The sequence below is a fragment of the Bacteroidia bacterium genome, assembly GCA_025056095.1.
Taxonomy (GTDB): Bacteria; Bacteroidota; Bacteroidia; order JANWVE01; family JANWVE01; genus JANWVE01.
Genome location: JANWVW010000062.1, coordinates 1 through 13354, shown reverse-complemented (window position 1 = coordinate 13354; position 13354 = coordinate 1). Strand labels below are relative to the sequence as shown.

The window sequence follows — 13354 nt, the reverse complement described above, 5'->3', positions numbered from 1 at the left end:
GAGGAGGTAAGGAAGAGCATGGAGATAGAGGATGAGATTATAGAGAGTTTTAAGATGGTAGAACGGGATAGAGAGAAATTAGCGGAGGAATTGAAGCAGGAAAGACAACGCGCAGAACAAAAAGAAAAAGAATTAGAGCAAGAAAAGCAACGCGCAGAGCAAGAAAAACAAAGGGCAGAGCAAAAACAAAGGGAATTAGAACAAGAAAGACAGCTTGCAGAGCAAGAAAAGGTCAGCATGATAAGGGAGATGCTCAAACAGGGTATGAGCAAAGAAATAGTCATGCAAATCGCCAAAGTAGATGAATTATTCTTAAAAAAACATAATTTGGCATAAAAATGCAACAATGCTCAATTTTTTATGTTAAGTGGATTTTTCTCTACATAAAGTTGTTTTCAAAATCCGATCTGGGCTTTAATTTTTTTGGCGTGTCCTTGTGGGCATACGCGCAGCGTAACGCCCACAAGGACACGCCAAAAAAAAATCTCATTTTTACAGCATTCATGTAGCCAAACATACTTTTTATGTACCTTTACAGCAAATATGTACAAGTACTTTTGGCTATTAGTAGTTTGCTTTTTTGTAATTGATACATTGTGGGCGCAGCGTAAAATCACAATCGGCTTTGTACAAGCCATTGAAGATGCTACCTTAGATGAAGCTCGCAAAGGATACTTTGATGCCCTAGCCCAAGAAGGATACAGTGAAAAGTTAGGAAACCTTCAAATTATCTATCAAAATGCGCAAGGGAGTATTGCTGCATTGAATACTATTCAGTCTTATTTAGTCAATAAACCTGTGGATATTTTGGCTACTAATACTACCTTAGCTACACTTTCATCTATCAACGCTACTAAAAGCATCCCAATTTTTATGATGGTTGCCCCTGAACCTTACCTGATGCAACTTAATACCGTTCCTAAAAATTTATCAGGTACGTACGAAACTTTGGACTATATAGATACAGCCGTCACACTTATTACTCAATTGATGCCCCAAGCTAAACGTATAGGTACTATCTACAACGCATCTGAACCTAATGCTACTCAAGCCTTAACGCGGCTACAAAAACAATGTAAAACACTCAATCTTGATGTACGTGTAAAACCAGTTACACAAAGTTCAGAAACACAAATAGTAGTGGAGGCTCTGCTATCCGAAGGAATAGATGTCTTTTTTGCACTGCCAGATAACATTATTTTTTCTTCTTTTGAAACGATATTTCAATCTTGTGAGCAAAGAAATGTTCCCATATTTACCTCTGAAGCAGGTTTAGTTCGTAGAGGGGCAACGGCGGCTTTTGGCGCAGATATGTACGCATGGGGCTATCAATCAGGAAAAATGACGGCTTTTTATCTTAAAAACAAAATTCTACTCGCACCTACTATTGTACATACACGAAAGCAAGTACTACATCCTACTCTATCAGCTAAGTACAAGATACAGAAAGATACTTCTGCTTCAAAATTACAAGTCTATAATTCATATCACTTTGCACGAAGCACGATTATAGCGGGTATGTTGTTAAGTCTTTTGGGCTTAGGTGTGTTTATTTCTTTCAAAGTATTTCAAATTCCTGATATTACTGCGGATGGCAGCTATACTTTGGGGGCAAGCATCACAGCAATAGGTTTGACAAACCACTTTTCTGTGAGTTTAACTTTATTTTTGGCAATGGTAGCAGGAGGTATAGCAGGTTTTTGTAGTGGAGTAATTCATACAAAAGGCAAAGTAAACGCTTTGCTAACAGGTATTTTAGTCATGACGGGGCTATACTCTATCAATCTTGGGATAATGGGGCGTTCTAATGTTCCTTTGTTGGAGTATTCTACCATCTTTAATGCACGGTATTCGGAAATAGGAGTAAGTTTGGTGTTTTTGGTTGGTTTTATTCTGTTGTGGATATACTTTTTTCAAACAGATTTAGGTTTAGCCATGCGTGCGGTGGGATACAATGAGAAAATGTTAGCCCAATTAGCTATTTCCGCAGATAGGTTAAAGATTATAGGTTTGGTCATCTCTAATGCAGTAATTGCTTTATCAGGCAGTTTAATGGCACAGTATCAAGGCTTTTCGGATATTAACATGGGCATAGGGGTTATGCTTTCTGGTTTAGCAGGCTTAATGCTGGGAGATGCTGTTCAACATTTATTGCGATTAAACAAAATAGTTTATAGTATTCTTTTTGCTGTAATAGGTTGTTTGATATTTCAAGGAATTATTAGTTTTTCGCTTACGTTAGGTATATTGCCGCATTGGCTTAAATTAGTAAGTGCCGTTTTTGTGCTAGTAGCAGTGATTTTACCAAATTTAAGAAAGGCATAAGTAGATTTTTCAAAGGATTGAAATATGTTTTTATGAAAGGATAGATGTTAAATTTTTTGTTTTAATTTTTTTGGGCGTGTCCTTGCTTGCGTTTCGCTGCGCTCATGCAAGCAAGGTCGGCGTGCTACGGGCTACGCTATCGCTTCGGTGCTACGCCCCACCCGCCCACCCCCTGGGCAAGGGTTTGAGCGTGGGCGAGGGGCTTCGCACCGTGCTGACGCACGCCCTCCGCATGCCTCACGCAGAAAACGCAGTAAGTATGCTAAACTTATCTATCAAATCTTTACCTTGTAAGTATCTGAAAATGAATTCAAAAAAAGGTAAAAATTAAGTTATCCAAGGTTAAGGGGCTATAAGAAGTCCATGTATTCAAGGTTTAACCTTGTACATGCTTGAAAATCAAGCTAAAACAAGGTAAAGTAACAAAATTTGAAACGAAGTAAAAATTTTTTACCTTGTAAGCCATTGAAAATCAATATCAAACAAGGTAAAGCAGGGACGTGTATAAAATAAGGCAAAGCGTCAAAAGGCAGCGTGCGTGAGGCATGCGGAGGGTGCGTCAGCAGTGCGGAGCGCAGCGTAGCACCGAAGCGTCAGCGTAGCCCGTAGCACGCCGACCCGAAGCGCAGCGAAGGGACACGCCCAAAATAATAAAAATAAATTCAACCTTATATCAAGATTTTGAAAGGTTCTTCTAACAAGGCTTTAAGAGTTTGTAAGAAAGCTGCACCCATAGCACCATCAACTATTCTATGGTCGCAGGAAAGCGTTACTTTCATGATATTACCAATCCCTACCTGACCATTTTTGACAATAGGTACTTCTTTTATTCCGCCCACGGCTAAAATACACGCATCAGGAGGATTGATAATAGCCGTAAATTCATCAATCCCATACATGCCTAAATTAGAGATAGTGAACGTATTACCTTCCCAATCCGCGGGCTGAAGTTCTTTATTTTTAGCTTTTTCTGCTAATTGCTTCGTTTCTGTGCTAATTTGAGTAATGGTTTTTTGGTCAGCATTACGAATAACAGGAACTAATAATCCTTCTTCTACCGCTACCGCAACCCCGATATTGATGTAATGATACGTTCTGATTTTATCCCCTAGCCAAGAGGCATTAATTTTAGGGTGTTTTCGTAGTGCCATAGAAACTGCTTTTACCACCCAATCATTAAAAGATGTTTTAACATCGGATATAGCATTAACTTGCTTACGAAGTTCTATGATATTATCCATGTTAATCTCAATAGTGAGGAAAAAGTGCGGAGCGCTGTATAAGCTTTCACTCAAACGCCGAGCAATAGTTTTTCGCATTTGACTGACATGAGTGTCAGTGTATGCTCCCTGCGTAACGGGCACAGAAGGAGTAACAGAAGTTACTTGTAAAGTTTGTGTAATTTGCTGTTTTTGTTGCTGGGCATAATTTTCTACATCTTTTTTAATTATTCTACCGTTATCACCTGTTCCTTCAATTTCATGTAAAGGTATCCCCTTTTCACTGGCAATTTTTTTAGCTAGCGGAGAGGCTTTGATACGGTCATCCGTTGGAGTTTGAGAAACATGGGTTTTACCTTGCGCAGAGGGGTTTTGAATGGTATTTTGCTCAACCTCAGAGGAATTTTTTGAGGAAGTAGAATCAGTTTTTGTACCTGAGTACTTCGCTAATATTGCACTAATGTCTTCACCTGGCTTTCCGATAATAGCCATTAAAGTACCAATTGGGACAGGTTTACCTACTTCAATTCCTTGATACAATAAAACACCATCAAAATAAGATTCTAATTCCATAGTTGCTTTGTCGGTTTCTATTTCTGCGAGTAAATCTCCTGCTTTTACAGTGTCCCCTACGTTTTTATGCCATGCTGCGATAACGCCCTCGGTCATGGTGTCGCTTAATTTGGGCATTTCAATAACTTCTGCCATAGTTTTTAATCAGTTATGAATGTAAAAATAATGTTCAATACACAAATTCCGCAAATTTTTTTCTTGAATTTATCTTGGATTATGCCAAATAAATGTACAAGTGCTTTTATTTGAAGAATTTAAGTGCTGTATCATACAATCAATATGGTTCACGTTTTACCGTGGGCGTGCTACGGGCTACGCTATCGCTTCGGTGCTACGCTGCGCTACGCACTGCTCACGCACCCTTCGCATGCCTCACGCAGCAGCTTTTAGATGTTTTACCTGATTTTTATACATGTCCTTCCTTTACTTCGTTTAACATTGATTTTCAATGACCTACAAGATTAAATTTTTTTACTTTGTTTGAACTGTTTTTGTTTTATCTTATTTTAGATTGGTTTTCAATCGCTTACAAGGTTAAACCTTGAATATATGGACTTTTGATAACCCTTTAACCCTGATTAAATACTCTTTATCTTGTTTTTCACTCATTTTCAAATGTTTACAAGGTTAAAATATATTTTTATCTTGTTTGATGTTCATTTTCAGGTACTTACAAGGTAAAAGTTTTGATAGATAAGTTTAGCATACTTACTGCATTTTCTGCGTGAGGCATGCGGAGGGCGTGCGTCAGCACGGTGCGAAGCCCCTCGCCCACGCTTTGACTCTTGCCCAAGGGGTGGGCGGGTGGGGCGCAGCACCGTTAGCCCGTAGCACGCCGACCTTGTGGGCATACGCGCAGCGTAACGCCCACAAGGACACGCCCAGAAATAAACCTCTGTCGTACAAAAGAGTCCATCAAAACCCAATCTTTGATATAACCACTTATTATTTTTTACTTACAGGGCGAGGTTCAACCCCTATTGCTTCATAAAACAAACTTTGTACATACTGTCTTATCCCACGCTCAATCAGTTTTTTATTGTCTGCCTTGGGATGTACCCTGTTAGTAAGCATCACAAATACAAGTTCATACTGAGGATCTACCCAAAGACAAGTCCCTGTAAATCCCGTGTGCCCATAGGTTCTAGGAGAACATCTGTAACTCATTTGCCAAGGATGATTAAGACTATCTCTTTGTAAAGGAGGTTTATTAAAGCCCAATCCTCTAAACGTACCTGGCTGCGCCGCCGTAAAAAGTAATATCGTATTGGTATCTAACAATTGGTGTCTTCCATAATAACCATAGTTCAAAAGCATTTGCCCAATAGCGGTAATACCCAAAGCATCACTAAATAAACCTGCATTTCCGCATACATTTCCGCATAGAGCTGCTGTGGGGTCATGCACATAACCGTGAATAAGCTGTCTTCGCCAAAAATCGTCTTTTTCTGTGGGGGCAATCTCTTCAAGATTAAATTTACGTAAAGGCAAAAAACATGTACGTTTTAAGTGCATTTTATTATAAAACTCTTGCTCGATCCACTCGTTGAGAGGTTTTTCGTAAAGATTTTCTACTACTTTTTGCAATAAATACATATTAAAATCACTGTATTCGTATTCATTTTCTTTTTGCAAGTTTATTCGACTAATATGGTATAAAATGGTATCCCACACATCATTGCGAAAGTATAGATTTGCTGCCACAGGAATAGTAAAAGCAGTATCTTTTTTAAGGATATGTTTTTTATCTTTTGATGACAACTCTTTGTACACAGTAGAAAAATATCGTTTTAATTGAGGGGCATCTTTTTGAAAAAACTTGAACGTATAAACAGGTAATCCTATTCCTGCACCTGAATGATGTGTAAGCAATTTTTGAATAACTGCATTTTTGAGTGTACCTTTAGCTGTATCTAAATAGGGAAGATATTTCTTTAAACTATCTTGCAGCTTGAGCAAACTATCTTGATAAGCGCGCATACACATTAACGTAGTAGCACAAATTTTAGTCAAAGAAGCTACATCATACAAGGTCTGCATTTTAACTTTTTGAGTAGCTTCATACGTCAGATGCCCAAAAGCTTTTTGATAAACAATTTTACCTTTGTGCGCAACCATAATCTGACCGCCCGGCATAACCTTGTCTTTTATCCATTCTTTTAACATAGAGTCTAAATGTTGATGTACCTTGTATTTAGTAAGGTACATTTCTCCCTCTTCAGGTAACCCTCTTCCTAATCTACACGCTTGATACGTATGCACTTGATACGGTGCAGATAATAAAAATTCAAACTTTCCTTGCACAGGATATGCACCCAATATTGCTTGCGCAAGAATGTCTTGGGCATCACTATCATCCTGTAAATGATATATTACACTCCTGGCGTGAGTATAATAACTTAAAGGAGCATACAAAGGTCCAAAATGGACTATTACTACACTATGAGTAAGGCAAAATGTATCTATGACCTTTAGTTTTTCAGGACTCAAAATACCATGTATGCTCATAATCACGTTCTCTCGGATTTTATTTAATTTTGTTTTTAGCTGCTTTTCATTTGCGATAAAAGGTAGATATTTAAACTCTAGACCATTTACAAATTGTGCTAATGTTGCTTGAAATGGAGTATAGTTATCTGCATTAAGACTTATGCATGTCCATGTAGAAAAATTAAAATCTGTGGCAAAAGGAAGTAGGTTTTTATCATTTTTAAGTAAGCATACGCTATGAGCAAGGGTGTTTCTATATGCAGCTTGGGCATATATGTCTGTAAGTGGCTTTTTGGGTCTTTGTTGAATAAAGTACTTAGCCATTAAAACTCGTTTGACCTTGTTATTGAGGCTTTGAATAGATATTTTGCGTATGATAATTGCTTTTCTAATCTCACGAATGGCTTTTTTTACATCAGGCGGACATACCAGCACATCTACATCGTTTTTCAATAATTCTACATATTTTACAGGCTGAGGGCTTTTATCTAACCTATCGGTAAGAACCAAACCATTGTAATAGTACGTTTTTCGCAGTATATCCTGCACGAAATACCGAGAGTAATATAAAGGCTGCATAAAGGTGCTATCCGAATTGCTGACTTGAATAGCATTGATTAAGTATTCTTTTAGTTCCCTCCATATTTTACCTTGTTTTCGAATGTATTGGCTATCCCGGGTATAGATTTTTGGAGTAGATAGACACAATACTATGCGTTGTTCTGTGCATTGCTTTTGAAAAATTTTAAGGTGATGTATTTGTGTTGTTTCATTTGGACTAATACAATCAGTTTGGTAAAGATACTGAGATAAAGTAGAAGGTAGCAATAAAAAGTTAAATCCTCTTTTTTTAATTTGGTAGATAAGTGCATTTATTTGCTGTTCTAAAACTTTTTGATTTTTCACTGTGCCCAGAGTAGCAAGGTAAGGAATATACTTTTCATTCTGGGGATAGGAGATGACGTTAAAGTAGGGTAATGCACTGTTATCTGTAATAACACTGTCAGATAAAGACGGATAAAAGTAGCCCCCTATATTTTTCATTTTTTGTGTGTGTGGCAAGATAAAAAGTTGTGTTATTTTATCATTTAGAGAGAGTTTTTTGAGCATAGAGTCTGCGTATTGTTCTGCGTTAGAAAAGTTGAATAGATCGGGGAGTTTCTTGCTATGAATGGTAGTTTTTTGAATATGAACATTGCGATGAACTATAAAAATGCTTGTCGTAATTACAAGAAATACAATTGCGATTACGCGCAAAAAATATCCTCTTTTCATAAACGGTAATACGAGTAAAATAGTAGATATCATGTAAAAATTAAGCACAATTTAGAATTACAGAGATAAAACTAAATTTATTTCTTAACAGTAGAGGTATATCAATTATTTTTGTTATAAGTGTGTATCTATGGCACCGCAGGCATCTTATTGTATGCAAAAATATCTTAAACCATTACCATTACTACCCTCAAAATTAGTATATTTGTTACACTTGTTTGAATTTGTTTCAATATGTGTACGTTAGCTTTCGAATATCAAAAAGGCAAACTTACCATAGGTTTTAACAGAGATGAAGTATCTGATAGAAACTTAGCGTACTCACCTCAGCACATACAAAAGAATAATATACACATTCTTGCTCCGATTGACCCTGTCGGGTCAGGAACTTGGATAGGCGTCAATCAATTTGGTAGGGTAGCGTGCTTGATGAATCACACTCACTACAAAAACCAATATAACTTGGTCTATTTTCACAGCAGAGGCCAGTTGGTCTTAGATATTCTGAGCCTCGTGCATCAACAACCTTTTTTCTACGTTCAAAGTCAGGCTAAAGATTTTGCGCCATTTCATTTATTTGTTTTTGACGGTGAAACTGCCTTTCGGGTTACATGGGATAGTTTTGAACTCCATTTTTACACTATTTTACATGGAAGTTATAGCTTTTCCTCAGCAACGTTATATTCTGTGCAGGTAAGCCAAGAGCGAAATAGAATATGGCAAAATACTAAACTTAATAGTATAAAAGAATATGAAACATTTTTAAGCACTTGTCGCATACAAAACTACGTTAATTCATTGGGTAAAGAGGTTAATACTGTTAGTTTTACCTTACTTTCCAGAGATGATAAACAAAGTGTGATAGAATATCAACCTTTGTATCCCGAGGTGGGCAAAAAAGTAACACAATACCTACCCATCTTCTGAATGTAATTATATCATGTTATATTGGGGCGTAAAAAATGCTTTCAGTTTTTGGGCGTGTCCCTCGCTTGCGCTCGGGTCGGCGTGCTGCGGGCTGCGCTTCGCTTCGGTGCTACGCACTGCTTATGCACCCTCCGCATGCCTCACGCAAGCACTTTTTTGATGTTTTACTTTGTTTTTATACATATTCCCGCTTTACCTTGTCTGATGTTGATTATCAAATACTTACAAAGTAAAAATTTTTTACCTTAATTGAACTACGTTTATTTTATCTTGTTTTATATTCATTTTCAAGCATGTACAGGGTTAAACCTTGAATACATACATTTCCTATTAACCTTGAACATGTAAGTTTTACCTTATTTTAAATTGATTTTCAAGAATTTACAAGATTGAAAAATAGTCTTTTATCTTGTTTAGTACTCATTTTCAGACACTTACAAGATTGGATTTTAGATAAGCAGGCTTAGTTTGATAGCAGCCGCTTGCGTGAGGCATGCGGAGGGTGGGCGTTAGCCCAGTGCGTAGCGAAGCGCAGCACCGAAGCGATAGCGCAGCCCGCAGCACGCCGACCTTGCCCACACAAGCGCAGCGAAGTGTGGGCAAGGGCACGCCCAAAACCAAAAAATAATTATACTCTTTGCTTATTCTGTTATTGCCGAAGTACTTTTACCACAGTAATTACCAAAAAAGAGTTGATATTGTGCGTGAGGGTGATTAGGCTTGATGTTAATCTGTTTGAGGTCAGCTTTTTCTGCTGCCTTGAATATAACTTTGCGTTTTCCTGTGGGGTTCAGCGTAATTGCAGCAACATCTCCTGCATAAATTCTTTTAGCATCAAAAATTACATCTGCATCTATAATCAGGTTATTGAGATGGATTTCCTCCTTCTGTACGCGTCCTCTATTCATAATAAATTGATTGATAACATTCCCGCTACCATCTAACCACTGTATTTTAAACCTGCCTGCTACGTCTTTACTGTCATAATTGCCGATAAAACCACCAGGCTTTACTTTGAAAGTACAGTCATAGACTGTTACCCCGTCCATGAGAATAACACTTGCGCCGTTTTCTATGATATACACGGAAGCGTCATTAGGGTCAGAAGTGGGACTTAAATCCGTAGGAATGGGAATTTCTCTCAAATCATGGTAGGGTCCGCCGTTGTGAATGCTGTTCCATCCGTTAGGGTTAGCAGGGTTAAGATTTGCCATATCTGCTGACTTTGGATAGGTACTGCGTACTGTTCTGAAGGTATAACAACTCGGAAAATGCAGTGTTACCCCACTTTTTACTGTTACTTCGGAAGGGTGATAAATAACCTTTTCCGTAGGATTGATTTTGGTTAAGTCTATGGATTTGTCTATGAAGTACCTGTGGTAGCAGGGGGTAGAAGCTATAGTGATGAGCTGTCCTAAACCGTTATTAGTATAACCTGCTGGGTAGTCAAAATTATTTCCTCTTATTGTGAACCTTATAACCTCGTGGTCAGTATTTATGGGCGGATAGTTAATAGACCCTATATATTGGTTGAAGAAATCAGTAGCATAACCAACCTTACTGCAAGTACTATCATTATTATGTTCAACAAACAAAGATAAATCATGTTGAGATGCATCGCTTGCACTACCACAATTAGTAAAAGGATATGAACTTAAAATTCCTCTTGTATGGTCTATTATAAAAGAGACTTTATTCCCATACATATCCCATAAGGTATGTTTTAATACTGTGTGTGGATAATAAATTCTGCGACCAAAAACAGGAACGGATGGAGATGCATACCCGGAAGAGAAATACTTAGATAATAACATACTTTGAGCATTATGGTAATGAAACGCTCCTGAACCTGTGCCTGGAAAACCATCAGATCTTATTTGAGAAAACCTTGTATACACGGGATAATTCCATGTATAACTGTTGCCTAGATAATCATAACTAATATATTCTAATCGTCTTTGTGGTGGTATAAAAGAAGGCATGCTTTGGTAAAAGTTTTTACTTAATCCATAAGGACCAGACATATCGTTCGTAACGCTATCTGAGAAAGCGGTACTGTTCAAGTCTAATACTGTACAGACTCTACTCGAGGTATGTCCCAGTTCTGCAAAATCAGGTATGAAAGGAAAGGATACTGCTTCTATGGTAATATATTTAACTCTATCTATACTGCTTCCAAGTAGGTCAACCATTTGGTATTCGCCGTCAAAATAAGATCCATCCTCACTGGGCAATAAATATGGTGAATTTTGATTTGCTGATGTTAGTATAGGACTTCCTACCCTATTTTGATACAAATTATCACAGTTCATACCATAGTCATATATTACAGCAGGTATCTGGGCAAAAACCCTTGTATAAAGACTAATAACAACTATAAAAAAAATATTCTTTTTCATAAGACTGAAGAATAAGGTTTAAGGTTGAATTTTAACAAAAGTCTGAACAAAATGCTGTTGGTTGCAAACACACTCTATATGATATGTACCCTGTGGCAGGTGGGATACAGGCAGCATATATTCGCCCTGCGACATATTGAGTGCTTTATAAAGCAGTCTGCCATAGCTGTCCCATAACCGCAGTTCATAGTTTTTGAGTTCTGTACGGAGGGTAATGTGTTCCTGCGCAGGATTGGGATACAGAACAAGGTTAAATACAGGCGTACTGGGCGTAATAATACTGCTGGGCGCAATTTTGCCGCATTCAAATGTCCATTGTATATTTAATGGATAGGTTAAACCTGGTACTGCCGTTTTTGTAAGACTCATCCCATAATTGCTTATCGTAATACTGCTATCTTTAAGCAGAGGTACTGTGTCTTTCAAATACTTAACAATTTTAGGACAGTAGGTGTCTGAAAGAGTAGTGTCTGTTTTTTTTAACCATACATTAGAACTTGGATAAATTTTACTGGCAATAAGACTTACCATATTGCGACTGTTCTTCGGCTTATGATTGAACATATTGTTAGAGTAATATACATACGTATCTGGATACGGTCCTATATTCAGGTTTTGATAAACAACGCCAAAAGACTGTTTTATACTGTCTTTGTAAAAAATTGATTGTAAAGGACTAGCAAAAGAGTATATTTTATTGTTTTCCTCTATCAAAGGCTGAAAATTGATATTATAATCTTGATGAGGTATGTAATTATTCCATAAAACACTACCCGAAGTATCTATCACAAAGGCTGAAAAATAAGTATGTCCGGCGGAGATCAAAAAGCTATTATCGTTTAGTTTGAATACATCTATTGGTATCAAAGCATCTAGCGTTGGATATTTTACTTTGTACAATCTGTTCCATACTACTTTACCTGATGTATCTATGTCGCAAATATAAGCAGTGCCATTATCACTGACAGCAGTAGAAAAAGTAATAACATTATCTTTCACTTTACCTATAAACCCTGGGTAGTGAGATGCTGGATATTCTTTGTATTCTTTACTCCATATAATATTTCCCAGTGTATCTAATTTTAGAATAACAGGTAAAGAATATGTAGAATATATTTTATGTCCCAAAACATAAAAGGTGTTTTCATATAGAAATGTTTTTTTAAAGTGAAAATTATGCGGGGTAGTAGGCGCATATTTGTATGTCCATTGTATATTTCCATATTTATCTACCTTGCAAAGCCATCCCGCCCAGTAAGTACCATTGGGTATTTGCCCTGTAAGCAACGCCCCGTCATCAGAACAAGGAATTATACTGTTTACATAACTGTTCTTGCACACTAATTTTGTACTCCATAAATTATTACCGTTTATATCCATACGCATCAGCCATTGCTGCCGCCCCTTTACTGCACTGCCCTGCATACTGTCTATCTGAAATACTGCCCATGTATTTTCTCCGTTATAACTCTCACAGTAAGCTGTATTTTTCAAGGAGTATGGCGCGGTGGGGCGTGGCATCCACTTTTCAAAACTTCTGTATGTCTGTGCATACATGCTATACACGCTGTTGAGCAGTACAAGACTAAAAACAAGATATTTTTTCATACCGTTTTAACGTTTGTTTTGTTCCAAAATACGAATTCTTTCTTCTATTTCAAAGATATACAGGTACAGTTCTTCAATTTTTTGCAGGAGTTTGGCGTTCATCTCACCAAGTGCAATACCTTTTTCTTTCACTTCTTTTTCAGATGGTATATCTGGTAAATGTCTGTGTTCTTGGGTAAAGGCTTTTACTTCCTGTAAGGGCATCAGTCTGTAGTTGGGTTCAAAGACAAAATCTGCCCAGCTAGGATAACAGTTTATTTCCTTTCCTCGTATAAGCCCATTTACATTGAGTTTGTAGGTATTTGTACCGTCAGTAAAAGAATCTGTGCCTATCATTAAATTGCCTGCCACTTTTACATTGGGTTCGAATACTACACGTTTTCCTCAACTGTAATTAAACAGCAAATCACCCGTGCCTTCACTTTCTACACGGTAGTTTGCCCCGTCGTGAAAAAAGGAGAGTTTATTATTGGTTGAAGCGTCAGAAACTTCTACTCTATCCCTGAATATGCCACCTCCATGTACCATAAGGGTAGT

General features: G+C 37.4%; 13 protein-coding genes. 7 read left to right on the top strand and 6 right to left on the bottom strand.

The genetic code is table 11. The features are described 5' to 3' along the window. From NZ519_06565 to NZ519_06555, 3 genes are all read left to right on the top strand, one after another. The coding region (locus NZ519_06565; protein MCS7028414.1) for a hypothetical protein at nt 1-336 on the top strand (336 nt) is incomplete at its 5' end. A gap of 207 nt (nt 337-543) precedes the next feature. Next, on the top strand, nt 544-2325 hold the full coding sequence (locus tag NZ519_06560) for a hypothetical protein (protein ID MCS7028413.1): 1782 nt from the start codon (nt 544-546) through the stop codon (nt 2323-2325). A 70-nt stretch (nt 2326-2395) separates the two neighbouring features. Further along, entirely contained in the window at nt 2396-2656 is a 261-nt protein-coding gene (locus NZ519_06555) for a hypothetical protein (protein MCS7028412.1), read from the top strand. Nucleotides 2657-2847: 191 nt separating this feature from the next. Here the strand turns inward: NZ519_06555 and NZ519_06550 are convergent, their stop codons facing one another. Further along, complete coding sequence (locus NZ519_06550) at nt 2848-2991, bottom strand: hypothetical protein (protein MCS7028411.1); 144 nt, start codon at nt 2989-2991, stop codon at nt 2848-2850. 2 nt (nt 2992-2993) lie between these two features. Continuing rightward, complete coding sequence (locus NZ519_06545; GenBank protein MCS7028410.1) at nt 2994-4253, bottom strand: pyruvate dehydrogenase complex dihydrolipoamide acetyltransferase; 1260 nt, start codon at nt 4251-4253, stop codon at nt 2994-2996. A 92-nt stretch (nt 4254-4345) separates the two neighbouring features. Between NZ519_06545 and NZ519_06540 the strand changes: the two genes are divergently transcribed. Next, nucleotides 4346-4570 carry a hypothetical protein gene (locus NZ519_06540; protein MCS7028409.1) on the top strand — a complete coding sequence of 75 codons (225 nt, stop codon included), beginning with the start codon at nt 4346-4348 and terminating at the stop codon, nt 4568-4570. Nucleotides 4571-4842: 272 nt separating this feature from the next. After that, nucleotides 4843-5109: a hypothetical protein gene (locus tag NZ519_06535; GenBank protein MCS7028408.1), complete on the top strand. Its 267-nt coding sequence runs from the start codon at nt 4843-4845 to the stop codon at nt 5107-5109. Here NZ519_06535 and NZ519_06530 read toward each other — a convergent pair. After that, a complete protein-coding gene (locus NZ519_06530) occupies nt 5064-7883 on the bottom strand; it encodes a serine hydrolase (protein MCS7028407.1) in 2820 nt (939 codons plus the stop codon). The genes NZ519_06535 and NZ519_06530 overlap by 46 nt on opposite strands. A 234-nt stretch (nt 7884-8117) precedes the next feature. Between NZ519_06530 and NZ519_06525 the strand changes: the two genes are divergently transcribed. Then, nucleotides 8118-8810, top strand: a complete 693-nt coding sequence (locus tag NZ519_06525) for an NRDE family protein (protein MCS7028406.1) — start codon at nt 8118-8120, stop codon at nt 8808-8810. Between the two features lie 493 nt (nt 8811-9303). After that, the gene (locus NZ519_06520; protein MCS7028405.1) at nt 9304-9438 is read left to right on the top strand and encodes a hypothetical protein; all 135 of its coding nucleotides are present in this window, start codon (nt 9304-9306) and stop codon (nt 9436-9438) included. A 13-nt stretch (nt 9439-9451) separates the two neighbouring features. On the opposite strand, the gene NZ519_06515 is transcribed toward NZ519_06520, so the two are convergent. Genes NZ519_06515 through NZ519_06505 form a run of 3 tightly spaced genes read right to left on the bottom strand, consistent with a single transcriptional unit; the run spans nt 9452 to nt 13168 of the window. Beyond that, entirely contained in the window at nt 9452-11209 is a 1758-nt protein-coding gene (locus NZ519_06515; GenBank protein ID MCS7028404.1) for a hypothetical protein, read from the bottom strand. 18 nt (nt 11210-11227) lie between these two features. Continuing rightward, nucleotides 11228-12817, bottom strand: coding sequence for a T9SS type A sorting domain-containing protein (locus NZ519_06510; GenBank protein MCS7028403.1), 1590 nt, complete (start codon nt 12815-12817; stop codon nt 11228-11230). 6 nt (nt 12818-12823) lie between these two features. Next, nucleotides 12824-13168, bottom strand: a complete 345-nt coding sequence (locus NZ519_06505) for a hypothetical protein (GenBank protein ID MCS7028402.1) — start codon at nt 13166-13168, stop codon at nt 12824-12826. Nucleotides 13169-13354 lie beyond the last annotated feature (186 nt).

Coding starts and splice junctions, on each gene's coding strand:
- NZ519_06530 (MCS7028407.1), bottom strand. CDS start 7,883: ATGAAAAGAGGATATTTTTTGCGCGTAATCGCAATTGTATTTCTTGTA.
- NZ519_06545 (MCS7028410.1), bottom strand. CDS start 4,253: ATGGCAGAAGTTATTGAAATGCCCAAATTAAGCGACACCATGACCGAG.
- NZ519_06525 (MCS7028406.1), top strand. CDS start 8,118: ATGTGTACGTTAGCTTTCGAATATCAAAAAGGCAAACTTACCATAGGT.
- NZ519_06540 (MCS7028409.1), top strand. CDS start 4,346: ATGTACAAGTGCTTTTATTTGAAGAATTTAAGTGCTGTATCATACAAT.
- NZ519_06510 (MCS7028403.1), bottom strand. CDS start 12,817: ATGAAAAAATATCTTGTTTTTAGTCTTGTACTGCTCAACAGCGTGTAT.
- NZ519_06560 (MCS7028413.1), top strand. CDS start 544: ATGTACAAGTACTTTTGGCTATTAGTAGTTTGCTTTTTTGTAATTGAT.
- NZ519_06515 (MCS7028404.1), bottom strand. CDS start 11,209: ATGAAAAAGAATATTTTTTTTATAGTTGTTATTAGTCTTTATACAAGG.
- NZ519_06520 (MCS7028405.1), top strand. CDS start 9,304: ATGCGGAGGGTGGGCGTTAGCCCAGTGCGTAGCGAAGCGCAGCACCGA.